Source organism: Vibrio sp. vnigr-6D03 (assembly GCF_002835515.1).
In the GTDB taxonomy this organism is placed as follows: domain Bacteria; phylum Pseudomonadota; class Gammaproteobacteria; order Enterobacterales; family Vibrionaceae; genus Vibrio; species Vibrio penaeicida.
The window spans coordinates 26,487-50,536 of record NZ_PIZL01000040.1; the positions used below are offsets into that span (position 1 = coordinate 26,487).

19 protein-coding genes are annotated in these 24,050 nt (G+C 43.1%); 9 read left to right on the top strand and 10 right to left on the bottom strand.

The genetic code is table 11. The features are described 5' to 3' along the window. Positions 1–43: 43 nt before the first annotated feature. Positions 44–1,588: a DUF3360 family protein gene (locus CW749_RS23880; protein WP_101114966.1), complete on the bottom strand. Its 1,545-nt coding sequence runs from the start codon at positions 1,586–1,588 to the stop codon at positions 44–46. A 541-nt stretch (positions 1,589–2,129) separates the two neighbouring features. Here CW749_RS23880 and CW749_RS23890 point away from each other — a divergent pair. The 5 genes from CW749_RS23890 (at position 2,130) to CW749_RS23910 (ending at position 7,004) form a co-directional block, all read left to right on the top strand. Next, positions 2,130–3,539 (top strand): hypothetical protein, encoded by a 1,410-nt coding sequence (locus tag CW749_RS23890; RefSeq protein ID WP_101114968.1) that lies wholly within the window; start codon positions 2,130–2,132, stop codon positions 3,537–3,539. Positions 3,540–3,821: 282 nt separating this feature from the next. Further along, positions 3,822–4,592: an ATP-binding cassette domain-containing protein gene (locus tag CW749_RS23895; protein ID WP_101114969.1), complete on the top strand. Its 771-nt coding sequence runs from the start codon at positions 3,822–3,824 to the stop codon at positions 4,590–4,592. 95 nt (positions 4,593–4,687) lie between these two features. Beyond that, positions 4,688–5,455: an ABC transporter substrate-binding protein gene (locus CW749_RS23900; RefSeq protein ID WP_317982627.1), complete on the top strand. Its 768-nt coding sequence runs from the start codon at positions 4,688–4,690 to the stop codon at positions 5,453–5,455. 126 nt (positions 5,456–5,581) lie between these two features. Beyond that, positions 5,582–6,322 carry an ABC transporter permease gene (locus tag CW749_RS23905; RefSeq protein ID WP_101114971.1) on the top strand — a complete coding sequence of 247 codons (741 nt, stop codon included), beginning with the start codon at positions 5,582–5,584 and terminating at the stop codon, positions 6,320–6,322. Between the two features lie 4 nt (positions 6,323–6,326). Then, positions 6,327–7,004 (top strand): ABC transporter permease, encoded by a 678-nt coding sequence (locus CW749_RS23910; RefSeq protein ID WP_101114972.1) that lies wholly within the window; start codon positions 6,327–6,329, stop codon positions 7,002–7,004. Between the two features lie 110 nt (positions 7,005–7,114). Here CW749_RS23910 and CW749_RS23915 read toward each other — a convergent pair whose 3' ends face one another. Both CW749_RS23915 and CW749_RS28285 read right to left on the bottom strand, forming a co-directional pair. After that, entirely contained in the window at positions 7,115–9,331 is a 2,217-nt protein-coding gene (locus tag CW749_RS23915; protein ID WP_101114973.1) for a hypothetical protein, read from the bottom strand. Continuing rightward, positions 9,318–9,476: a hypothetical protein gene (locus CW749_RS28285; protein ID WP_180958482.1), complete on the bottom strand. Its 159-nt coding sequence runs from the start codon at positions 9,474–9,476 to the stop codon at positions 9,318–9,320. Before CW749_RS28285 ends, CW749_RS23915 begins: the two co-directional genes overlap by 14 nt. 513 nt (positions 9,477–9,989) lie before the next feature. Between CW749_RS28285 and CW749_RS23920 the strand changes: the two genes are divergently transcribed. The 3 genes from CW749_RS23920 (at position 9,990) to fabV (ending at position 14,333) form a co-directional block, all read left to right on the top strand. Then, on the top strand, positions 9,990–10,616 hold the full coding sequence (locus CW749_RS23920; RefSeq protein ID WP_101114991.1) for a TetR/AcrR family transcriptional regulator: 627 nt from the start codon (positions 9,990–9,992) through the stop codon (positions 10,614–10,616). A 70-nt stretch (positions 10,617–10,686) separates the two neighbouring features. Beyond that, positions 10,687–12,978: an acyl-CoA dehydrogenase gene (locus CW749_RS23925; RefSeq protein ID WP_101114974.1), complete on the top strand. Its 2,292-nt coding sequence runs from the start codon at positions 10,687–10,689 to the stop codon at positions 12,976–12,978. 152 nt (positions 12,979–13,130) lie between these two features. Continuing rightward, the gene (gene fabV / locus CW749_RS23930) at positions 13,131–14,333 is read left to right on the top strand and encodes an enoyl-ACP reductase FabV (RefSeq protein WP_101114975.1); all 1,203 of its coding nucleotides are present in this window, start codon (positions 13,131–13,133) and stop codon (positions 14,331–14,333) included. Positions 14,334–14,403: 70 nt separating this feature from the next. Here the strand turns inward: fabV and CW749_RS23935 are convergent, their stop codons facing one another. Together CW749_RS23935 and CW749_RS23940 are read right to left on the bottom strand one after the other, a co-directional pair. Continuing rightward, positions 14,404–16,086 (bottom strand): aspartate:alanine antiporter, encoded by a 1,683-nt coding sequence (locus CW749_RS23935; protein ID WP_101114976.1) that lies wholly within the window; start codon positions 16,084–16,086, stop codon positions 14,404–14,406. A gap of 177 nt (positions 16,087–16,263) precedes the next feature. After that, positions 16,264–16,527 carry a GrxA family glutaredoxin gene (locus CW749_RS23940; protein ID WP_101114977.1) on the bottom strand — a complete coding sequence of 88 codons (264 nt, stop codon included), beginning with the start codon at positions 16,525–16,527 and terminating at the stop codon, positions 16,264–16,266. Between the two features lie 287 nt (positions 16,528–16,814). Between CW749_RS23940 and CW749_RS23945 the strand changes: the two genes are divergently transcribed. Next, positions 16,815–18,119, top strand: coding sequence for an iron-containing alcohol dehydrogenase (locus CW749_RS23945; protein WP_101114978.1), 1,305 nt, complete (start codon positions 16,815–16,817; stop codon positions 18,117–18,119). A gap of 95 nt (positions 18,120–18,214) precedes the next feature. Here CW749_RS23945 and CW749_RS23950 read toward each other — a convergent pair whose 3' ends face one another. The 5 genes from CW749_RS23950 to CW749_RS23970 all read right to left on the bottom strand — a co-directional run bounded on the left by CW749_RS23950 (position 18,215) and on the right by CW749_RS23970 (position 23,710). Continuing rightward, positions 18,215–19,069 (bottom strand): MurR/RpiR family transcriptional regulator, encoded by an 855-nt coding sequence (locus tag CW749_RS23950; RefSeq protein ID WP_101114979.1) that lies wholly within the window; start codon positions 19,067–19,069, stop codon positions 18,215–18,217. Between the two features lie 361 nt (positions 19,070–19,430). Beyond that, a complete protein-coding gene (panP, locus tag CW749_RS23955; protein WP_101114980.1) occupies positions 19,431–21,077 on the bottom strand; it encodes a pyridoxal-dependent aspartate 1-decarboxylase PanP in 1,647 nt (548 codons plus the stop codon). Positions 21,078–21,203: 126 nt separating this feature from the next. Continuing rightward, on the bottom strand, positions 21,204–21,716 hold the full coding sequence (locus tag CW749_RS23960) for a hypothetical protein (RefSeq protein ID WP_101114981.1): 513 nt from the start codon (positions 21,714–21,716) through the stop codon (positions 21,204–21,206). 137 nt (positions 21,717–21,853) lie between these two features. After that, positions 21,854–22,762, bottom strand: coding sequence for a lysine exporter LysO family protein (locus CW749_RS23965; protein ID WP_101114982.1), 909 nt, complete (start codon positions 22,760–22,762; stop codon positions 21,854–21,856). Between the two features lie 24 nt (positions 22,763–22,786). Next, a complete protein-coding gene (locus CW749_RS23970) occupies positions 22,787–23,710 on the bottom strand; it encodes an HDOD domain-containing protein (RefSeq protein ID WP_101114983.1) in 924 nt (307 codons plus the stop codon). Positions 23,711–24,050 lie beyond the last annotated feature (340 nt).

The window sequence follows — 24,050 nt, forward strand, 5'->3', positions numbered from 1 at the left end:
AAAAAGTGGGTGACAAAGCTTGCCACCCACAAAATATTTTAATTTATAGCCAAGATGTCAGACCGTATTGGCTTTCAAGCATACCAACTGCCAGCATAGCAACTAGACAGATAACGAGTACACCACCAGGGATCACAACTCTGTCTATAAAAGAAAGTTTTTTTGAACGCTCTTTGTCACCGATAAGACCGTTGTTGTCTAGCAACATGGTGATTGCCCAAGCAAGTACAGGGTTAACAACGGCACTGCCAAAAATACAGATACCGGCAGCTTGTGAGTCTTTCGTGTCTTTCACCATCTGCATACCTGCTTCAAGAAGCGGAAGGAATACACCAACTAACAGTGCTACTCGCATAACTGGCGGCCAAACCGCTACATCCATTGGGAAACCAAGAATGGCAACAATGATACACAGTGAGCCAAGCAAAATAGCACCAGCAGGAATTGGACGTTTGGCGATGGCTGCTGGGATCATGTAAGTACCCCATGATGAAGTGATGTTACCGCCACCGACTGCTGTACCAACCATTTGGCGAACCGAACACATGGTCATGGTGTCATCTACGTCCATCAGCACTCTGTCTGTACGTTTTGGGTAGTTCAGTTCTTGGAAAATTCGGTGTCCAAGGAAATCTGGCGACCACATCGCAACGGCTAGAATGGCGAAAGGTAACGAAGCAATAAAATGCTGCATGGTAGGTAAACCTAACTGCCAACCTGTTTCCGTACTGCCCCACCAGTAAACAGGGTTCAGGTTAGGTAAGCCCATTTCAGTTTCGAATTTAAGGTCGAAACTAGCACCTAGCGCTAAAGCAATCACCAAACCGACAGCGGCACACACAGGTATGGCTAACCAACGCATGTTTATTTTCGCAAGAAACGCGTAAATAACGATGGTTACCGCCAGCACAACTAAACCAACGTATCCCATGCTGCCAGCCGCTACATCTGCCGACTGTAGACCTGTCGCCCAGCTTTGAATAGAGCCGATTTGGCTCATGGTTCCAGTAAAGCCGAGGAATATGAGTAAGCCCCCAGCAGTACCTTCTGAGGTGAGGTTAACCAGTTTTGAACCTCCCTTGAAGTAGCTGAGAAGTAGACCAAAGACACCAAGAAGAATTGCGAGAGCAAGAGGGTGAGCACCGGCAAGAGCAATCGTACCGATTAGCGGAATCATTGGACCGTGGTTACCGGCTAAGTTTGCTCTAGGGTTTATAAATCCAGAGGCCAGAATACAAAAAAGAAGAGCAGGAATGAGCATTTCTACTCGTGCGACTTCAATGGCAAATTCTTTACCGAGATTGACATGATCCCAAGCAGCAGTTAGACCGTCTGCCCACGACATCATTACGGCGGAGTACATCGCGATAATACCAATGGTGCCCGCTAATGCTGGGACCAGATCCTCAAGTTCAAATCGGAAATCGCGACCAGGTAGGTTCAAACCATAACGACGAGGCTTCATAATTTGAAGCTCGTGATCTAGATAATCGGAACGACTGTCGAATTCTGAAGCTGGTCTATGCAGTTCGCTATAGCTTTTTTCATCTATCGCGTCTGAGTTGTCTTTATGGACGGCGTCGGACATAGAATCCTCGTTTTCTTAAAGTTAGTAATTCTTCAAAGCGATGAATTAGTGCAAAGATGGCACCATTCATCAGTCTAATTAGTAGCACGAAATAATTGAGCTAGTTTTGCATAATATGAAACTAAATTTCAGACTAATTTCTTGTTTTTTCGTCTAATGCGAGTTTATCAATAGCCACTTTTGAATGATTGATCTTGATCACTTTAAAGCTAAAGATGAAATAAAATTACAATACGGTGGTGCAAGCATCAGAAGCAGGACAGAATACGTAAGTTGGTTACGTTTATTTTTGGAAAGATACAAGATTTGCGATGCACCTATCAGCCCGGATAATAAAAACATGATTTTTATCATTAAGGCTATGGGATGAGAGAGAATTTAATTATTTCCAGTGTGGTAAATATGCTTTTGAAAGCTTGTTGTTTTGATTTTGATGTTAATTCTTGTGAGCTAATAGAGATGGCTTGATATTTGCTTTAATCCCCCTATACAGAGAAATGAACTTGCAGTGGCAATAGGTTGCCACTTTTGGGGACAAAGAATGAACAAAGTAAAGTATAGCGCCATTGTCGTCGCCTCATTGGTGGCGTTGTCTGGTTGCGGCTCAGAAAGCAAAAGCAGCACAGGCAGTAATAGTAAGCCACCAACACCTCCAGCACCTGAGCCTACTCCACCGCCAACACCGGAGTATTTTAACTTTCAGTTTTTACAGCTTTTAACAACGACAACAGCAAGTGAAGTGGCCGGTTGTACGGTTTTTTCAGAAAGCACGAGCGGTTCAACAACAACTTACACCTATGGCAAGCTTGCAAGTGATCTAACTGCACAGATTAACAATGCCGATGGAACGATTAATAGGCAGCTTACGGTGCCATCTTCAGGATATCTTAAAGTTGATAAAACATTGGTACCGACGGGTGGCTTCATAACTGTGATAGATTCACCTAGCGAGACGGACCACTATTACAAAGCGTTGTCTATTCAACGTAATCTATTGAGTAATCACACTATTAATGTTGGTCGTAACCAAGGCAACGTTCAATGCTATTCGGCAAATCAGTCGTCTAACACTAAGGAAGGGTATGCCTCTGTAGGGGTACTAGGTCTTACAGTGACGGGTTATGACTATGCTTCAACACAGGGCAATAGCGGGGTAGTTAATTCAACTTCCCATGAAATAAAAGCGTTAACAAGCGAGCCAGTATTGGTGAGGGCTTACAATAATACTGACCTTGTTGGATACGCTGAAGTGACAGAGTTAACGCCAGCTGCCTTTGGGAGTGTTAAGCAAATTCAGGCCCTTACGGAAAGTGTGGACGGCTCTTTACAAACTTCTGGTCACACATGGAATTCTATAGGTGTTAACCTTCACAAATCTCCTTACAACTATTCTTGGGAAAACCCTTCAGCATCAGGTAGCGCGTTCACTATCAAATCGAATTCCGATTTAACGTTTAATTACCGTGCAAAAGGAACGTCTTCTACAAGTTGGAATTTTACAGTAAATGGTGTGGTAGGCAGCACTTTAGACATACAGTTGCCTGACTCATTAAGCTTGAACGATACAGCACCTACCATACAACAAGATGCGTTAGGTCACAGCTTCATTAACGCTGGAGTGTCAACATCAGGTAAATCGCTGATTACACGAGCTCAATACAACTCGACGGTAACTGGTTCAACACTAACTCACGCGATCTATTCTGTATCTACAAATGGTAATACTAAAATTCCACAACTGAATTTACCCAACATCAGTGCATCTAACAGCAACAGCGTTAGTACTTCAGCGTTCGAAGTTGCGACTTTAGATTTGAATTTTGCTCGTTATGTTATGACAGACACAGGTGCAAGCGCCAGTGACACGGTTCGCGACTTGGCGTTACCAAACCAAATTGTTTCGCAAGCAAATACATTACGTCACTCAAACTATACGAAAGTCTCAAGGTAATTCGCTAAACGTACGAGGGTTTTTCTAGCAAGATTAATTTCGTATTTATGTGTGACTCAAGTTAACTTTTAAGAGCCTCATTAAAGAGGCTCTTTTTACATCATTATCCAGATTTGCTGATGATAAAGTCTGGTCGATGAATACTTATTCAGTTATATTGTCTGAATAATGAAAACTTCAAAGTTAATAATATGTTGCAAGAAGGTTTCTTGGATGCTAGCTTGTAACACAATTAGAGGTCGGAGTACCTTGCAGTCGGAAAAATACAGGGAGTAAAAGCGCATGAAGGATGTAATCGCGCTGGATATAAAAGAACTGCACAAAACATTCGGACAGAACGAAGTTTTAAAAGGCATTTCACTAGAAGCCCATAAAGGGGACGTAATTTCAATTATCGGCTCTTCCGGTTCAGGAAAGAGTACCTTCCTTAGATGTATCAACTTGCTTGAGACGCCTACTGCTGGCGAAATATGGGTTAACGGCGAGTTGATCCAAATGAAGCAAAATCGTCGCGGCGAATCTCTCCCCGCAAATGAAAAGCAAGTGCAACGAATCCGTTCTCGTTTAGCAATGGTTTTTCAGGGGTTTAACCTATGGTCACACATGACCGTTTTAGAGAACGTCATTGAAGCACCTGTGCATGTGTTGGGTGTGCCAAAAGCGGAAGCGAAAGAAAAGGCAGAAGAACTGCTGAAGAAAGTGGGTCTCTACGAACGTAAAGATTATTACCCTGGTCACCTGTCTGGTGGGCAGCAGCAGCGTGCGGCAATTGCAAGAGCACTCGCTGTGGATCCAGAAGTTATGTTGTTTGACGAGCCGACGTCGGCACTAGATCCAGAGCTTGTAGGTGAAGTGTTGGGGGTTATGCGTGATCTCGCGGAAGAAGGTAGAACCATGCTTGTCGTCACACATGAAATGGCTTTTGCTCGTGATGTTTCTAATCATGTCATGTTTTTGCATCAAGGCTTGGTGGAAGAACAGGGAGATCCATCTAAACTATTTACAAACCCTGAATCCGAAAGGCTTCAGCAGTTTATATCTTCAATTTATTAAGCATTGTTTGCTTAAGTATTGATTTAAGAATAATTGGTCACTAAGCACCAAAGTAAGTAAACACAATATTTGAAACCATTCACAGGAGTATGGAAATGAAAAAATGGTTACTCGCTGCAACTTTAGCAGCTACGGCTATTGCTGGTACTGTTCAAGCAAAGGATTGGAAGACAGTACGTTTTGGAATTGAAGGAGCTTATCCTCCGTTTAGTTGGACGGAAGCTGATGGCTCGTTGAAGGGTTTTGATGTCGATATGGCCAATGCTCTGTGTAAAGAGATGGCTGTGAAATGTAAAATCGTTCCACAAGACTGGGATGGTATTATCCCTTCACTTCTCGCTCGCAAATACGATGCGATCATTGCGGCAATGTCTATCACTGAAGAACGTAAAAAGAAAATCGATTTCACTGGTAAATACGCACTGATTCCAAACAAATTCATTGCCAAAAAAGGTGCAAATATTAACTTCGACAACCTTGATGGTGTGAAGATTGGTGTTCAGCGTGCTACAACGCACGACAAATACCTAACAGATAACTACAAGGCAGTTGAGATTGTACGTTACGGTTCTTTTGATGAGGCTTACTTAGATTTAGCAAATGGCCGAATCGCATCGGTTTTGGGTGATGCCTCTGCACTTGAAGAAGGCGTGCTTAACAAAGACGGTGGGGAAGCTTATGAGTTTGTGGGTCCTTCGCTAACTGATCCAAAATGGTTTGGTGAAGGCTTTGGTATCGCAGTCCGTAAACAAGATAAAGATCTTACGGCTAAACTTGATAAAGCAATCAAGTCTCTACGCGAGAAAGGTATTTATCAAGATATTGCTGCTAAATACTTCAATTACGACGTATACGGCGATTAATTTCCGCTTTTCTATTCAATAAAGAAGATTAGATTAGATGACAAAAGCAGGGGCTTTTTAGCCTCTGCTACTTCAAAAAAACGGTCTTATTTTTCTTCTCAGCTCGTTGTATTACTGGATGTAAATATGCTGGATCTTCAAGGATACGAAGTCTCGATATTAAAGGGCGCGTTACTTACAATTGAAGTCGCGATCCTGTCACTGATTCTTGCAATGGCATTAGGAATGCTAGGCGCACTCGCCAAACTCGCACCTTATCGTTGGGCTCGTGCCATCGCTACGTTGTACACCACCGTCATTCGAGGCATTCCTGATCTTGTGCTGATGATGTTGATTTTCTTCGGTGGTCAGATTCTTCTCAATAATAGTTTGTATTCGATTAACGAATGGTTGAACGAGTGGATGACGTCTAGCAACCCAGACCATGAGTGGGTGTCCTACCTACCGGATTACATTGATGTGAGCCCGTTTGTTGCAGGCGTGTTGACGATAGGGTTTATATTCGGGGCCTACATGGCGGAGACATTTCGTGGCGCTATCATGGCAGTGGACAAAGGTGAGCTCGAAGCCGGTAAAGCGTATGGCATGAGTAGTGTTCTCGCTTTTCGACGTATCTTGTTGCCTCAAATGATTCGACATGCATTGCCTGGTTTCGGTAATAACTGGCTGGTATTGCTCAAAACGACGGCTCTGGTATCCATTATCGGTTTAGAAGATATGGTTCGTGTAAGCTCTTTGGCTGCGGGCTCAACTAAAATGCCTTTCACTTTTTACATGACTGTTGCCGTTATCTTCCTCATTTTTACCAGCGTTTCTACTGGCTTCCTAAAGCTTGTAGAGCGTAAGTTCAGTATTCACGCGAGGTAATCCCATGGACTTTTCATTGATAATAGAAAGTTTCCCGGTTTACTTAGAAGGTTTATGGACCACAGTATGGTTAGTCGGTTTGGCACTGATCACTGGGTTGATGGTTGCGATACCTTTGGCGGTAGCGCGCAATAGTGCGAATTATCTGATCAGTACGCCTTCTTGGGGTTTCATTTATTTCTTTCGTGGAACTCCGCTCTTGGTTCAGCTCTATCTGATTTATTATGGGATGGATCAGTTCTTTCCGGTGAAAGATACGCTGTGGGAACACGCTTGGTTCTGTGCGCTTGTTGCGTTTGTTTTGAATACTTCGGCTTATACTGCTGAAATTATACGTGGCGCGATAAATGGGCTCCCTAAAGGGGAAGTTGAAGCTGCAAAAGCATACGGAATGAGTACTTGGAAGACATATCGGAGAATTATTTTACCAAGTGCCTTAAGAAGAGCACTGCCAGCATACAGTAATGAAGTGATATTTATGCTTCATGGCTCGGCAGTAGCAGGCATCGTTACCATCATGGATTTGACGGGGGCGGCTAGGTTGGTGAACTCACGTTACTACGCTCCCTTCGAATCATTTTTAACGGCTGGGCTGTTCTATATGGGACTAACCTTTATCATTTTGGGTTGCTTCAAAGTCGCAGAGAAAAGATTTCTGGCTTACTTACGCCCGCTTTCCTAACTCGCCTTATCAAACCAAAAGTATCTGGGTATAAAACAGAAACATGAAAAAAGCTCAATGCAGAGGGTGAAAACCGATGCATTGAGCTTTTTGAGTTTGGGCACATTCGTTTATTCTACGATCTCTCCTGCAATGACAGATGGCTCGCCCGATACCGTTGGCATCACCCCAATATTGGCATTACCAGAGATGGAGGTGGGCACAGACACAGCGGGCTCCTCGAGGGTTAGTGCAGTACATTGCCCAGTAGCGTCTTGCATTTGCTGCTCGATTTCAATTGCTTTTACCACGTAGATGTCGCTAGGGCCAACAAGCGTACCATCCGCCAATGAGAACTTAGGTCGATATTGGTTACCTTGCTTCTCATAGGGAATTCCCCACAAGTCACCATTACCGCCATAGTTCAGCATGAACGTTTGCCCAGCATAGCTTCCTGCGCTACCGGAGCGGTCATTACCATTACTGTGCGTATAACTGAACTGAATTGGTTTATCAAAGGTGACAATATTGTTTTGGCTATTACGAACAGTGGAAAGCTGGTTCCATTGGCTGATCCCTGTTTCCCAAACGTAATAGGTGGTCACAACACTAGGGTCGTAAATATCCCAAATGTTAGTCATGGTTGCTGCAATGTCACTTGTTACCATGGGCCCTGATCTCACACCCCAGTTGTAAGGTGAGTTATTTAGCTGTTGCTTGGTAATGGAGGAGTTGTATTGAACGGGCTCGCTATTACTTGTTCGCATTAGTGTTAGTGCGTTACTGCCTGAGTCAGAGAATGAGAAATCAATAGCAGAAGCAACGTTGGCGACTTGTGCCGAATACGGGCTACCTGAACCATCAAAGTTCGCTAAATCGCTCAAATCAAGCGTACCGACAGGGCATCGGTCAAAACACTTGAGGGAAACAGAGCCTGTCTCCAGTAGATCTCCTGTTCCTACTTCGCTGCCATTGATGAAGGTTTGTTCGTAGAAAGTTAAGCTTGTACTACCATATAAGTATTTTACTTCTCCCCCTAGTTGCTCCGACCACATGTAGATAGACTCACCTGCGGATATCGATATCAGCTGATCAGTAACATCTGTGATTTGTTGCCCGTTATCCCCCCAGTTAAGTCCGTCAGTAATATAGAATCCATCAGTGCCAACAGAGTCGTCATTGACCGTGAGATATTTCACAACCCATTGATTGTAACCAGCGCTATAAACACTTGAGTCCCAATATGAAAAAATAACGCCACGAGCATTACTTAAAGCAAGCGTTTTCACTTCATTTTTAATTAAGCGTCCTGGTGCTGTAACTAACGTGTAGTTTTGACTTGTCCCTGTACTTTCATCTTCGGCTACTAAAGTTGTCCCGTTTGGTAGTGTAGTATCACCTTCTGTCCATACTCCCCAGTACCCAACATGTCCGTAGGCATCTACTTGTGTATCGTTGTTGCTGTCATAGCGGAAAGAGAATCCGCTGTTTAGCGAGATACTGGCGCCTGTCGATGCGTTAAACAAATCGTATCTATGTACGGAATCATTGAACTGCGTTCTGTCTAGACATTGCCCGGTATTACTACCCGTTTTAAAGGGGAGGCTGTCAATGTCTGTGGCGTTTTGGATCAATACATTGTTGGAATTGAACGCTAAAGCGTATGCACTGCCAGTATTACTGCCACGATCGGCTGAAGTAATAGCGCTACCCGTTGAGCGATCGGCGCTCATTACCACACTTGCGCTTTGGACATATGTGTCAGCTCCTCGTGTACTGGACTCATATAAAGTAAACCCAATGGAGTTTTCGACGGAGTCCGAGGCAACAATTTCACCGGCCCCATTTTGTGTGCCTTCCAATTGGTCGAAAAGTTCGAAATTAAATGTAAAGGCACCAAATGGATTACTTTCACTCGCGCCAGATGTCACTTCGGCTTTAAATTTGATGGCTTGGTCGCCATCACCACCGGACATCTCCGGAATCCAGACATTAATCACAAGAGGGTCACTGTCTGACGCACGAGTAACGTTTGCCACCGCTTTTAGATAAGCGGGGGAATTAGCGGCACCAGAAGATTGCCCTGTTGAGCCATCGTCTTCGTTATCGAAGCATGCAGCTTCATCAGCTAAAACAAGATAGGGACCTTGATTAGCAAAATTGGTCGCTTTGAACTGGGCAGTAAAACACAAAATGCTGTTTACGAGCTCAATAGGCTCTAACGCCTCAATCCACACATGTGACCTCTGGTTAGCATTTGAGTAATCGGTTCCAGTATCGTCGAAAGCCGCCAACCCTGCTCCAGAGAAAAGAACGCTACTGGCGAGTAATATTTTAATTGTTTTCATTAGTCACAACCTCCAATTGTTCTGGAAGAACCAACTGAGAAGTTGGTGTTGCTTGGGATTGAGCAGCAGAACTACTACTGTCACAGCCACTTAGTCCTAAAACCATAACTAAGGTAAGTAAGCCGCCAACGATGACTTTGTTCATGTAATGTCTCCCTAATGTAAGCCTCAGAATAAAATATAGAAGACTGTGATAAGAAATCATTACAAAAAATAATGTTATTTATTTCTATCTAATAAACAATATATTAAAGGTAACAAATCAGCGTTGGTGTGATTTTTGGATAACGGGTGTGAAAATTTACTGAGCTAATTATTAAATTGTTTTATGTGGGAAATGCGAGCAAGTTTGAATGATAAAAAAAGCCCAAACCACAAGGGTTTGGGCGGATACAAATAGGAGTTAATAAGAAAAAAGCAGCGTTTGTAACAAGTTACAGTGATTAAATCAGTCTAATACGGCCCTAAACTCAAAATGCTCTGCTTGTTACATAAATTAGGACTGACCAAAATTCGTTTAGTTCAAAATTATTTTAAAAATTTTTCCAGTTTCTAAAAGCGGTTACCGATGAGGTGATGGATTTGTGATGTTATCGCCTTGTTAAATAAGTTGTAGAGGAGTATATTTTCAAACAAGCGTTTAATACGAGTGATTGAAATGAGTGCAAAGAATAAAACCAAAGACAAAATCTTAGATGTTGCAGAAGCGCTCTTTGCTGAACATGGCTTTAATGATACTTCGTTAAGAACCATAACAAGTAAAGCGAACGTGAACTTAGCTTCTGTTAATTATCATTTTGGAGACAAAAAGACTTTAGTACGAGCTGTGCTCAATAGATATTTAGAGGCTTTCATGCCTGCATTAGGGAAGGCGCTTTCCGAGCTAAATCAATCAAAGGACTATTCAATGGAAGAGGTCTTCCAAACGTTAAAACAGCCTCTTCTTTCTTTAAACACGCTTCGTCCGAACGGAGCGAGCCGATTCATGTCATTGATTGGGCGAGGGTATACCGATGTACAGGGGCACTTACGTTGGTTCATTACCACGCGTTATGACGAAGTACTAACTCAATTTACCTCTTCGGTTAGCAAAGCGAACCCCTCCCTGACTCCTGAAACACTTTTCTGGCGGCTACACTTCACTCTAGGAACGTGTGTATTCACCATGGCTTCAAGCCAAGCATTAGCCGAAATTGCTTTTAATGATTTTGATAAACAGGTGGACTCAGAAGCCATCATTGACCAACTCATACCCTATTTAGCGGCAGGCGTTGCCGTAAACTAAAAAACAGGTCAACAGAACCTAACCAATAAAAATAAATATCAGTTATATAAAGAAACAAAAGGACTGAAACATGAGCTCTCTAAAACAACTAAGAAGAAAATGGGTCAGTGACCCTGCGTTCAAATTCTTCAAAAAAGTGCTTCCACCACTCTCTGACACCGAGAAAGAGGCAATGGAAGCAGGCAGCGTATGGTGGGATGGCGAACTGTTTGGCGGTTCCCCAAATTGGCATATGTTGCATCAATATCCTAAACCCGAACTGACGGATGAAGAGCAAAGCTTCGTTGATAATGAATTAGAAACGTTGCTCTCAATGCTGAATGATGACCAAATCGTCAGGCATGATCGAGATCTTCCGGAAGAAGTTTGGGACTATTTGAAGAAAGAGCGCTTCTTTTCATTGATTATTTCCAAAGAGTACGGTGGACGGGAGTTTTCTTCTTTAGCCAATTCCACCATTGTGACCAAGATTGCTACAAAGAGCATCAGCGCCGCGGTGTGCGTAATGGTGCCAAACTCACTTGGTCCTGGTGAATTGCTTTCGCACTACGGAACACAGGAACAAAAAGACTACTGGTTGCCGCGTCTGGCTGATGGTCGTGATATTCCTTGTTTCGCTTTAACCGGTCCTGAAGCAGGCTCTGACGCAGGTGGTATACCTGATCAAGGAACTGTTTGTATGGGCGAACATGACGGTAAAGAAGTGCTTGGTATTCGGCTTAGTTGGAACAAGCGTTATATTACCCTCGCACCAGTCGCGACGGTATTGGGTTTAGCATTCAAGCTTAAAGATCCAGATGGTCTACTTGGGGATAACCCTGACTTGGGTATTACGTGTGCGCTAATTCCAGCTGATCACCAAGGGGTTGAATTGGGTGAGCGTCACGATCCACTTGGTCTGGCGTTTATGAATGGACCAACTCGCGGAAACGATGTTTTTATTCCTATGGAATGGTTAATCGGTGGTTCTGAATATGCCGGAAAGGGCTGGCGGATGCTGGTGGAATGCCTTTCTGCAGGTCGTGGTATTTCACTACCAGCCCTTGGCACATCGATTGGGCACTTATCTGCGCGTACGACGGGTGCATACGCATACGTCCGTAAACAATTTGGTATGTCAATTGGTAAGTTCGAAGGTGTAGCTGAAGCCATGGGTCGCATTGGAGGACTTACGTACCTTCTTGAAGCCACCCGCACCCTAACAACAACCTCATTGGACATGAAGGAAAAGCCAGGGATTGTTACCGCTATCGCCAAATATCACATGACGGAAATTGCGCGGGATATTCTGAACGATTCCATGGACATTCACGCAGGTCGTGCGATTCAAACAGGACCGATGAATTACCTGGCGCACCATTATTCAGGAATTCCAGTCGCGATTACGGTGGAAGGGGCGAACATTTTGACCCGCAACCTGATGATATTTGGTCAAGGTGCAACGCGATGTCATCCTTATGTATTGAAGGAAATGGAAGCGGCAGCGAATCCAGACTCCAAAGAAGGAGCTAAAGAGTTTGATGACTTGCTTTTCAAACACATAGGTCACGCAACAAAGAATGCTTTTGGCGCTTTTGGTGCTGCCCTAACGGGTTCTAAGTTTGTTTCGGCATCTATGAGCGGCGAAACAAAAGAGTACTACCAACACATGACTCGCTTAAGCCGTGCCTTGGCTATCAGTGCAGATGTTGCCATGCTGACACTCGGTGGGGAACTCAAGAGAAAAGAGATGATTTCCGCCCGATTGGGAGATGGTCTTAGCTATTTATTCATGGGTTCAGCAGTGCTGAAGAAATACGAGGACGACGGTAGACAGCAGTCCGATTTGGATTACGTCCATTACGCCATGAATCATTGTCTTCACCATGCTGCTCAGTCGTTGCAAGAAGCGTATTCAAACTTCCCTTCTAAAGTTGCGGGTAAGTTCCTTAACTTCTTGGTTTTCCCTCTGGGGAACCGATTCAAGAAAGCATCGGATGATAATGCCGTTGCGATTGCGAACAGCCTAATGACCCCAGGAGCCCACCGAGATCGCTTAACTCATCTTTGTTACGTCGGTAAAGATAACGACGATCCTGTTGGTTTAATGGAAAATGCATTCATGGCTATGTACAAAGTAAGAGGTCATGAGCGCAAGGTTATCCAAGGCATAAGAGAAGGAAAAATCGACAAGAAAGCCCCACTCAGTGTTCGACTGGAGCAAGCACTCGAGCATAAGATTTTAAATAAAGTCGAAGTGGACGAAATCTTAAGTGCAGACAAACTTCGCTACATGGCAATTCAAGTGGATCACTTTAGCCATGATTTGGTCGAAACGCGTACTCACAAAACGAATGAGGTTTCGCTAAATAGCGTTGCGTAAGCGTGGATTTATCTTGTATTAGAAAAGCGCTGCAGAAATGCAGCGCTTTTTTTGATCAAACAGCTCCAACCACTTTCTCATTTTGTAAGAAATTAGGTGCGAAACGGTGTGTAAACTTTTATCCTAGCAACGTTTTTTAAAGGGAAATGAATATGATCATCAAACCAAGAATTCGTGGCTTCATTTGTACCACTACACATCCAGTTGGCTGTGAAGCAAACGTAAAAGAACAAATCGAATATACGAAAGCACAAGGTCCTATCAAAAATGCCCCTAAGCGCGTGCTCGTTGTTGGTTCTTCAAGCGGTTACGGCCTATCTTCACGCATTGCCGCTGCTTTCGGTGGTGGTGCATCAACCATTGGTGTGTTTTTCGAAAAAGCAGGCACAGAGAAAAAACCAGGAACAGCCGGTTGGTATAATTCTGCTGCATTTGACAAGCTAGCGAAAGAAGAGGGCTTGTACTCAAAAAGCTTAAATGGCGACGCATTCTCAAATGAAGCAAAACAAAAGACAATTGATCTGATCAAGGAAGACCTAAGTCAGATCGATATGGTGGTTTACTCACTGGCTTCTCCAGTACGTAAGCTTCCTGATACAGGTGAAGTGATCCGCTCATCTCTAAAGCCTATCGGCGATACTTACACGTCTACAGCGGTCGATACAAACAAAGACCTAATCATTGAAGCGAGTGTTGAACCTGCTACCGAGCAGGAAATCAAAGATACCGTGACAGTAATGGGTGGTGAAGATTGGGAATTATGGATCCAAGCACTATCAGAAGCTGGCGTTTTGGCAGAAGGTTGTAAGACAGTAGCATACAGCTACATTGGTACTGAGCTAACGTGGCCTATCTACTGGGATGGCGCACTAGGTAAAGCGAAAATGGACCTTGACCGTGCCGCGACAGCGTTAAATGACAAACTTAGCACCACAGGTGGCAGCGCAAATGTTGCTGTGCTTAAGTCGGTTGTTACTCAGGCTAGCTCCGCTATTCCGGTTATGCCGCTTTACATTGCCATGGTGTTTAAGAAGATGCGCGAAGAAGGCGTTCACGAAGGCTGTATGGAACAAATTTTCCGTATGTTCAGCGAGCGTTTATACAAAGAAGATGGTTCTGCAGCAGAAGTAGATGACAAAAACCGCTTGCGTTTGGATGACTGGGAACTGCGTGATGACATTCAAAAGTACTGCCGTGAACTTTGGCCACAAATCACATCAGATAACCTAAAAGAGCTAACTGACTACGCTGAGTACAAAGAAGAGTTCTTGAAGTTATTCGGATTTGGTTGTGAAGGTGTTGACTACGAAGCCGATGTGAATCCACTGGTAGAGTTCGACGTTCAAGATATCTAACCAGTTGTAATGTATTAATGAAAAGGCGCTCTGTGAGCGCCTTTTTTATGCCTGAGTAAAAGTAATAACCCTAGGTAATGATGATCAAGAACGTACCAGCGAGAGTCATTAAGATGTTGGCGATCGCGTAAGTGCCCGCATAGCCCAAAGCCGGAATTGTAGATTTAGCTTGTTCATTGACGACGTCCATTGCAGGGCCACATGTTCTTGCGCCGACAATAGCACCAATTAATAGTGCTCTGTTCATCTTCAGCACATAGGCGCCCACTAGATAAGCAATCATGACGGGGATTACGCTTACAAGTAAACTTACACCTAATATCTGAGGACCCACTTGAGACATATACGAAACAATACTGTCACCAGCACTTAAACCAATGCCTACCATAAAGAACATTAAGCCCAAGTCTTTGACCATGTTCAAGGCACCTTGAGGAACGTAGCCAAAAGTAGGGTGGTTAGCACGCAGGAATCCCAGAGTAATCCCAGAGAGCAAAAGCCCAACAGCATTTCCTAGCCCGAAAGTCACCTGCCCAAATGTCATGGTGATTAAACCAAATAAAATACCTAGAATAAAAAAGCTACAGAATGCTAATAAGTCGGCCATTTGGCTGTGGATAGAGATGAAACCGATTCGCTCAGCCAACCCCATAACGCGACTTTTTTCCCCGCTTACTTGAAGGATGTCTCCCTTAGCAAGTACGATATTCAAATCCATTGGCATTTCAATTTGCGCGCGCACTACTCGGTTTAAGAAACACCCATATTCGGAAAGATTCAAATCCGAAAGCTTTTTACCGGCAATGCTGTCGCTTTTTACAACGATTTCTTCTTCAACAATACGCAAATCCAATAGATTTCTGTCAAATACTTCTTTACCGTTTCTAAAGCTTGGATCCAGTCGAGCGTGGCTGTCTGGGTAACCAACCAAAGCGATTTCGTCTCCTTGCTGTAAGATAGCGTCGCCATCTGGATGGGCTAGGATCCCATTTCGTCGAATGCGCTCAATGTAGCACCCCGTTTGGCGATAAATACCCAGCTCCCTCAGGTTTTTTCCATCTGTCCAATCCACCAATTCTGTACCAACGCGATAGGCTCGAATAATGGGTAAATATACTTTTCGTTGGGCGGATGTATCTAGCCCTCGTTCTTGAGCAATTTGTGTGGCTGAGTCATGAAGGTTTTGCCTCTGAAATTTGGGTAGCAACTTAGCCATTAAAATCATACTGGTTAATCCAACCAGATAGGCAATAGCGTATCCAACAGAAAGGTTTTCACGGACTTTATCCATTGTGATATCAGACGGTACAGTGGCTAAGCCCGTTTTCAATGCATCTTGAGCACCCACCAAAATAGGTGTAGAAGTTAAAGAGCCCGCCATCATTCCGGCAGAGAATCCAAAATCAAGCTCGAGATAACTGCTCATAAAATACGTTATGGCGAGTGCGGAGCTGAGGACGGTAAGGCTCAAAATAAAATAATGCTTGCCGTCGCGAAAGAAAATACCAAAGAAGTTTGGTCCCGCCTCTATACCTACACAAAATATAAACAGCATGAAACCAATGGTTAACGCGTCGGCATTGAAGGAAAAGCCAAGATTGCCCATGAGTATGGCGCTAATCAATACCCCAATGGCACTGCCTAATTGCATACGACCAAATTGAATTTTGCCGATGCCTAACCCAATGGCAAGCACGACGAAGATAAGCAAAATAGGGTTTTGCTCTAATAACGTGACGATATCGATGTTCACTGCTCTTTAACTCGGAATCGCTGTAACAGAATGGAAAAGGAATGTGAAGTGTAACTGAAAGTGTCAAAGGGAATAAGGTATTTGTTCGCTTTTTCTTTATTTTTTTATTAGTTATTCAAACCTACAAAAACAGCTCGTCGAAACGAGCTGCAATTTAATAAAATCAGAGTCTTGGGATTAATCGTATAGACCCAAGTTTTCTTTTGCGTATGCTTCAAATTCGGTGAATCCACCAACGTGGTCTTGGTCAACGAAAATTTGAGGCACAGTTTCAACTGGCTTACCTACCGTTTTTTCTAGGTCCGCTTTGCTGATGCCTTCTGCATGGATATCAACGTAACGGTAGTTAAAGTCGTCACGTTCTTCTTTCAATTTATCTGCAAGGTCTTTTGCACGCACACAGAAAGGGCAACCAGGACGACCAAAAATCACTACAAACATATTCTTCTCCTTCGTTCTAATGGTGCCACTATGCCTGAATAGGCTAGGGAAATAAAGCTTGGAAAACCATTTACTTCAATAGGTATTAACTATCAATTTTTTATGGGGTACAGTTGTGATTTTCGGCAAAGATCAATTTATGCCATCGAGCTAATATGGATTGATTAGACAGGACGTCAAAATAGGGTCTAAGCCTATAATTAATGAGGGGGAGTTGAAGAAAATCAATGTTCAAGTCGGTGCGCTAGGGCATTCTGCTCAAACTATGCATTTTTCAAGGTGGTTGCATGTTTCAATTTATGACTTCGACAAAAATCGTATTTGGAGAAGGTGCGCTCGCATCGTCTCTATCTGCCATTTCTCAATACGGCTACAGTGCTCTGCTTGTTACTGGTGAAGATCGAAATCGTGCTTTACCTATCATTGAATATTTTAATTCACAATCGATCCGTTTTCATCATGTCGCCATTGCAAGTGAGCCTTTTATTGCGATGATTGAAGAGATAGCTGTGCAAGGTAGAAAGTTTCGCCCAGAAATGGTGGTTGCGATTGGTGGCGGCAGCGTAATTGATACAGGGAAAGCGCTGGCAGCTATTATTCCAAACCAAGGTAATCTTTACGATTACGTTGAAGTGGTAGGGCGAGATGTCCCCTTGAAATCAAAACCGATTCCTTTTATTGCCATCCCTACAACTGCGAGCACTGGTGCAGAAGTGACCAAAAATGCGGTACTTCGTTCTGGGCAAGATAGAGTAAAAGTGAGTTTGCGAAGTCCCGATATGCTGCCGGATCTTGCCATTGTAGATCCTGAACTCACGTATGGGACCGAGCCACAAACCTCAGGAAGAGGCGCTATGGATGCGTTTACCCATTTGATGGAAGCATACGTGTGTGGTGATCCGAATCCGCTTACGGATATGATTTGCGAAGAGGGGCTACGCAGGCTTTCAGGTGCGATTTTAGCGGCATGTTTAGATGATCACCCTGAAGCGCGCTCCGATATTTCTTTTGCAGCAATGTTGGGTGGGATGGCAACCACCAATGCCAAGCTGGGTGCTGCTCATGGGTTGGCATTTGCTTTAGGTGGAAAACTAAAAGCGCCTCATAGCGTAATCACTGCGCAATTAGCACCATACGTTATGTTGGAGAACATTCATGCCGCGGAACAGCTTGGGCGAGAAGACATTTTATCCCGTTACAAGAAAATTGCTCAGATTGTAACTTCACAAGACGATGCGCACGTAGAAGATAGCGTGATTTGGGTTCGAGCGATGCTCGACAAACTCAAACTGCCTAAGCTTTCCACTTTTGGAGTTTGTAACACCTCATTTGAGCAAGTGGCGGAAGATGCGCTGCGTACCGTTGCAATTAAAGGGAATCCAATACCACTTAATTACGATCGGTTGATCTATATATTATCAAAAGTATGCCCATGTACAGGAGCGATTCCTCACCCTATTACTCGGACCTCTGAGCAATATCGTTCATCAAAAACAGATTGGGCTTCGCAAACAGATCAGGCTTCACAAACAGACAGTATGGAAGTGTTTGGTCAACGAACCTTAGATAATGATTTTGAGAGGGAAGAATAAAAAACGGAGCCGCAAGGCTCCGCATTAAATAGAACGATATATAGTTGCTAAATAGATACATGCCACTGTGTTTGGTTCAGCAGACCCGTATAGACTCAGTATTGCGCTATTTTGTCGTAACGTGAATCTTTCAGTGCATCTTTAACACGTTTTAAGTTTTCTCTAAACCCAGATCCGCGGCGCAATGTAAAGCCAGTAGCAAGAACATCAATAACAGTCATTTGGACAACACGGCTCGCCATCGGCATATAGACATCCGTATCTTCTGGCACGTCCAATGAAATAGACAGTGATGAAGCGCGATCAAGTGGCGAATCTTTTGCTGTAACCGCTATAACGGTTGCGCCATTTTCTCGGGCGAGGTTGGCAATTTCGACCAAACTCTTTGTTCGACCAGTATGAGAAATCAGAACGATAACGTCGTTGTCTGTGCAGTTGATACAGCTCATACGTTGCATCACAATGTCTTCAAAGCAACTGATTGGGATGTTAAAGCGGATGAATTTGTTTTGTGCATCTTTGGCAACGGCAGAAGATGCCCCCAAACCAAAGAATGAGATACGTTTTGCTTGAGTAAGAAGGTCTACGGCTCGGTTAACTTGCATTGAGTCGATGCTATTTTTGGCAACATCTAAGCACGCCATAGTCGATTCAAAAATCTTATGCGTGTAAGCATCAGGACCGTCGTCTTCTTCGACATTTCTGTTTACATAAGGCGTACCATTCGCCAAACTTTGAGCTAAATGAAGTTTAAAATCTGGGAAACCTTTGGTATCCAGACGACGACAGAATCGGTTAACGGTTGGTTCACTAACGTCTGCCATTTTCGCAAGCGTGGCAATACTAGAGTGTATGGCGGTTTGAGGAGATGCCATGATCACTTCGGCAACTTTACGTTCAGACTTGCTGAAGTTCTCCAAATTTTTCTGTATTTTTTCTAATGTATTCATCGCGTTCACAAAGGTATAGAGAACATCTTCATTGACCCGATCTTTCCATTTATTCTGTAAAATGGGACCCACAAGGAGCGAGTCAGAATGATCGATGATGGTCAATGGCTTATACAGACGAGTATAAACTAAGGTGGTCTGTTGGTTGACTAAAAGACCCGCAATTTGGGAATTAAATGTCTATAATATGACAAGCCTCAAACTTAATTTCAGTTCCGAAATCCAATTGTTGGAGAAATCGCTCAAATAGCGCTATTTGCGCCTATTTTACTGTGATCAATTTTCAATAGCGGAAAGAAAATTTCATTTTTGTAAATTTCAAAAACATATGTGTAGAGTTGCGTACTTTTTCAGTGCTGAGCTATTTTCCCAATATTTTCTTAGAAAGCTCAATCACTTGAGTCATAAGTTTCGGCAACTCAGCCGCAATTTCTCGTTGTTCTTGAAGAACTGATTGGAGTATGTCTTCAGTAGTCAGCGGGTTGGCGAGTACAACGCGAAATACGATGGTATGCCTAAAGCCCCATTTTTCAGGGTTCAATCGGGTTCGAGAAACGAATGTTTTACCTGTTTCCCGTTGCTTTTTCTGAATCAGTTTCGTTAACGCATTTAATGCTTCATGCAATTCGTCTAATTGTTCGTCGCTCGCAATTTCAAGGGCTTGCTTTGTCACTACCGGAATATATCGATATGTGAGTAAGCAAAGTTCAGGTTCAGTCACCAGCTCAAAGTCGGGTTGTTTGGAAACGAGAGAAGCAAAATATTTTGCCTTATCGATACTCTGATCGATAAGTAATTCATAACCAGGTCGACTGATAATATGCATGCTTGAATAAACCAGCATTGCCATTCCTGAACGCGAGCCTTCTAATGTATGGCTGCCTAAATCCTTCGAGCCCTTGCGCAATATATATTGAGCATGATGTTCAATAGCAGTCATGGCACTAGGATCTTTGAAGAGCACCATTCCAGCCCCCATGGGGATGTATAGCTGTTTGTGAGCGTCAATTGTTACGGAATTTGCAAGCTCGATGCCTTTGAGTAAATGACGGTGGTTATTAGACATTAATGTTGCACCACCCCAAGCTGCATCGACATGGAAGTGGCAACCGTGCGCTTGGCTGATTCGAGCGATATCTTCTAATGGATCAATGTTGCCTGTTTCCGTAGTCCCAGCCACACCAACAATGGCAAATGGCTTTATGTTGCGTTGCTTTAGGTCGGAAATTTTTAGTTCGAGGTCATTTGGACAAAGTTTGTTTTGATTGTCGGTTTTAACCGAAACCAAACAATCTCTCCCCAAGCCAAGCACGTCTGCAGCTTTATTTAAGGAGTAATGACCACGTTCGGATACCAAAATAGCTAAACCGTCATAGCCATAATGTTTCATGGCTTTGAAAAGACCTTCTTTTTCTACTCCCGTAAACTCACCGTCTGCTTTAAGAGCGTTATTTCTCGCAACCCATAGTGCCGTGATATTTGCGATGGTTCCACCAGAGCAAAAAGCACCAAGCGAATGGTTCGCGCTGTGCATCCATTTCTGATAGAAATCGGGCGTTTCTTGGTAAATTAACCCGTGAAGCATTCCGAGCACTTGGCGTTCAAGCGGGGTGAATGCTTTCGACGTTTCAATTTTTACCAAGTTCTGATTCAACGCAATCATGATTTTTGAAAGCGGCATCAGGAAGTAAGGGAGTGCCGAGGTCATGTGACCAATAAAGCTTGGTGCCGAGGTATGAACAGATTGAGAAACTAAATTGTCCAGTAAGCTTTGTGTGTGTTCAGATACAAACTGAGGCTGTTCGGGCAAATAGGGATTAGAGAATTGCTTTTCAATGTCGACCAAAGGCTTTTCTTCAGCAACGATATGTTCTCGCAAAAACTGGTTTAAGTTTTGCGATAACTTATTCTCGATATGACCAAGTGTTGAGTCTGGTGCTTCCGGCACAGTAAATATTTTCAGCAAACTTTCAAAGCTTACATCTGCTGTCTTATTCTCAGATACCATAACCTTATTTACTTATATTTCTACGTTTGCAAGCGGGTCAATCTAAACGAAAACGGGCACAAAGTCCCGTCTTAATTATTACCATTTTGTATGTTTGCCGAAACTTTAACCTGACGTGCCAGTGAGTTATTGGCAGCGTTTCTGTTCTAGTTTACTGATGCTTTGGTTGTACTTATTCAAAGCACTGTCGATCTTTTTGGGATGACTTAGGAGTTCAGCAAAGGCGGTTCTTAATTCGTAGTTTTGGGAATGCGGTTGAGATTGACGATCATCGAAGGTGACTTTAGCGAGTTGGCCAAGCTTATCGCTTCTGGATGCAAGAACTTTGATTTCTTTTTGCTCAAGCTTCAACCACGCCTCAACTGACTGCTCAGTGGCAACTTTGCTAGGGTCGTTACTCAAATAGTAACGTACGGCTTCTCTATTGAGCTCGAAGTGGTTCTTTCTACCGTTCAAAAACCATTGCCCAACATCGGTGAGCGCAGGGTTATCTTGAATAGTAAAAGAGACGAGGTCTTCATACCAAGTCAAAGACGCATCAACATAATTGTCGTATTTCTTTTCTAAGCATAATGCTTGATCCGCATGTACAAATGTTGATGAGCTAGCTAAAAGTAGGGCGAAGGCAAAACGTTTCATTGCGAGTTCCTTTAGAGTCAGACTTCAGGCTATTTGGGTTTGTTGAATTATTTATGCCCGAATAACCTTATTTTAATCGTTGATTTGGTGAAGGTAAACGTTTCACCTCTAACTCTTTGAGGTTACTTGGGTATAGCTTATGTTCCGCTTAAAGATACAAAAAACAACATTAAGACCGGAACCAATAAACTCAAAATAAACCCACTAACAATCGCAATGGGAACACACCGAATTCCGCCAGTCGATTGTATGACGGGTAGAGTGAAATCCATTGCGGTTGCCCCTGCGTAGCCAATTGAGGTGCATGGAAACCTTTGAACTAGCATTGGTATTAAGGCTAGTGCTACTAGCTCGCGTGCAAGTTCCAATATGAATGAAGCACCACCATAGACGGGACCATAGGCATCGCCCATTAAAATACCGGCTAATGAATACCAGCCAAATCCTGAAGCCATCGCCATACCTTGGAAAGGGTCGATTTCTAGCAATAGTGATGCGATGTAGCCACCAAATAGAGATGTTGAGATTATAGCTGATGCGATCAGCATGCCGTGCTTATTAATCAAGATTTGTTTAAGGGTTAATCCACTATTTCTAAGTTGAATTCCAATGAAGAGTAAAAGAAATAGAAGAACGGCTTCGCTCGTTTGATCAACCCATTGAAGAGAGAAAAGGGATAACAAGCCAATAGCCAAGCCTAAAGATACGACGAGTACTAATTTGACTGACTCCATCATCATTTTGTGGAAAGGCAACTTAGTAGCTGTGCTTTCGGTTTGCACAGGGAAATACTTATCTAGAATGGGCAGGACTAGCAGGTTAGCAAGTCCAATAACAAAGAAAAAGGTCATTGCTATTTTAAGAATGAGTTGGAGGTTACTAGAAAGATTATCCAGTGCCGCGAGACTCAAGCCCATCAAAAATAGAATAAAATAGATTAAGTAGTGCGTGATTCGGTTAACGTAATCCAAATAAGATTTATTGGTGAAAGGAAGGAGGTAACCAATCACCAAAGGCGTGAATATCAGAATCATCCCTGAATACATAAAATCCTCAAAATATCAGAGAGATTAGAACCCAGTTGAATTCATTATCTTTTTAATTTCATTTTCGAAGTCAGAATCCGAAAGGTTACTCAATTCATAGAGTACTTCTGCGCCATCAACATCGAATTCAACTTCGTGCTCGTCAATCTCATCATCTTCATCACGGAACATTAGGAGATGGTTCGCTATACGGGCAACATCCAAGTAGGTGACTGGATGCGCTTGCTCTTCTACCGATTTATTCGTCGCGACTTCAATAAAGTCTCGATCAAATCCCCAACTTTTTAGTACAAGTTGGCTGGTAACAGCACAGCGAGACTGGAAAATTTGAAGTGCTATGTCGTAATCAAGGTAATTTCCTCGATCAAGGTATAGGTGGTATTCGTTAACAAGACAGAAAACACCAATGTCGGCCAGTAGACCGCTGAGAAGCGCTTTCTCTATTTCCATGTATTCGTACTTTTCACCGTCTTCTGTCGCTTGGAATGAACGAACAACAAGAACCATCGTTGCCGCTAACCTGCGAGATACAGATGCGCTATTTGTTAATACATGATTGCATTCTTTATTCAGGTTAACCGAATTCTTTAATTGTTCGATTGCCTGCGCTGTCACGATATCTCGAACGCGAAGGATGCCTAATCGAGACACCGCAGTTTGCAAATCAGTACAGGTAATATTTCTGCGATTAAAAACCACTGAATTAGCGACTCGGATAACCACGGCGGTAAGGCTTGGATCTTCCATTAGACACTCTGCAATATCTGGAATACCAGTGGTATCCATTGTACAAAGTTGCTGGATCTTCAAGACAGCGTCTGGGATTGGCGGAAGACTGATCTTGCCAGTATTTATGGATTGCTCCACTAATTGAGCAAATTCGGACTCAAGCCCTTGGAGCAGTAACTGGTTGTTATGAGGTAACCAGTAAAATGATAAATGATTCATTTGGGTACTTAGAACAGTCTAATATGGGCTCCATTTTAGCGCGCTATCTATAGGTCGCGCAACAAAACGCACAAGAAAAAAAGTCCAGCATTTCAGTACATAAAGGCTCAATAAACCGAGCGTTTACGACATTTTAACTGTGATTAATTACCTCTGTTACATAAAGATGTGATGAGTATTCACTTTTTTGCTTATTGATACAGAGTTACTGTGAGCAATATCTTAACTTATTTCATTCAGTTAAGTATGCGGTTTCATAAAGGTAAATTTCATCATAAACTTCGAGTCACATTTCTAATTTTGAAGTGTTTTTTGTAACCGTATATTTGGTTGCATCTCT

Bases quoted from the DNA above. Each gene is read 5' to 3' on its own strand.
- panP (WP_101114980.1), bottom strand. From the start codon at position 21,077: ATGGTATCTGAGAATAAGACAGCAGATGTAAGCTTTGAAAGTTTGCTG.
- CW749_RS23915 (WP_101114973.1), bottom strand. From the start codon at position 9,331: ATGAAAACAATTAAAATATTACTCGCCAGTAGCGTTCTTTTCTCTGGA.
- CW749_RS23880 (WP_101114966.1), bottom strand. From the start codon at position 1,588: ATGTCCGACGCCGTCCATAAAGACAACTCAGACGCGATAGATGAAAAA.
- CW749_RS23900 (WP_317982627.1), top strand. From the start codon at position 4,688: ATGAAAAAATGGTTACTCGCTGCAACTTTAGCAGCTACGGCTATTGCT.
- CW749_RS23920 (WP_101114991.1), top strand. From the start codon at position 9,990: ATGAGTGCAAAGAATAAAACCAAAGACAAAATCTTAGATGTTGCAGAA.
- CW749_RS23945 (WP_101114978.1), top strand. From the start codon at position 16,815: ATGTTTCAATTTATGACTTCGACAAAAATCGTATTTGGAGAAGGTGCG.
- CW749_RS23895 (WP_101114969.1), top strand. From the start codon at position 3,822: ATGAAGGATGTAATCGCGCTGGATATAAAAGAACTGCACAAAACATTC.
- CW749_RS23940 (WP_101114977.1), bottom strand. From the start codon at position 16,527: ATGTTTGTAGTGATTTTTGGTCGTCCTGGTTGCCCTTTCTGTGTGCGT.
- fabV (WP_101114975.1), top strand. From the start codon at position 13,131: ATGATCATCAAACCAAGAATTCGTGGCTTCATTTGTACCACTACACAT.
- CW749_RS28285 (WP_180958482.1), bottom strand. From the start codon at position 9,476: ATGAACAAAGTCATCGTTGGCGGCTTACTTACCTTAGTTATGGTTTTA.
- CW749_RS23925 (WP_101114974.1), top strand. From the start codon at position 10,687: ATGAGCTCTCTAAAACAACTAAGAAGAAAATGGGTCAGTGACCCTGCG.
- CW749_RS23910 (WP_101114972.1), top strand. From the start codon at position 6,327: ATGGACTTTTCATTGATAATAGAAAGTTTCCCGGTTTACTTAGAAGGT.
- CW749_RS23890 (WP_101114968.1), top strand. From the start codon at position 2,130: ATGAACAAAGTAAAGTATAGCGCCATTGTCGTCGCCTCATTGGTGGCG.
- CW749_RS23965 (WP_101114982.1), bottom strand. From the start codon at position 22,762: ATGTATTCAGGGATGATTCTGATATTCACGCCTTTGGTGATTGGTTAC.
- CW749_RS23960 (WP_101114981.1), bottom strand. From the start codon at position 21,716: ATGAAACGTTTTGCCTTCGCCCTACTTTTAGCTAGCTCATCAACATTT.
- CW749_RS23970 (WP_101114983.1), bottom strand. From the start codon at position 23,710: ATGAATCATTTATCATTTTACTGGTTACCTCATAACAACCAGTTACTG.
- CW749_RS23905 (WP_101114971.1), top strand. From the start codon at position 5,582: ATGCTGGATCTTCAAGGATACGAAGTCTCGATATTAAAGGGCGCGTTA.
- CW749_RS23950 (WP_101114979.1), bottom strand. From the start codon at position 19,069: ATGAATACATTAGAAAAAATACAGAAAAATTTGGAGAACTTCAGCAAG.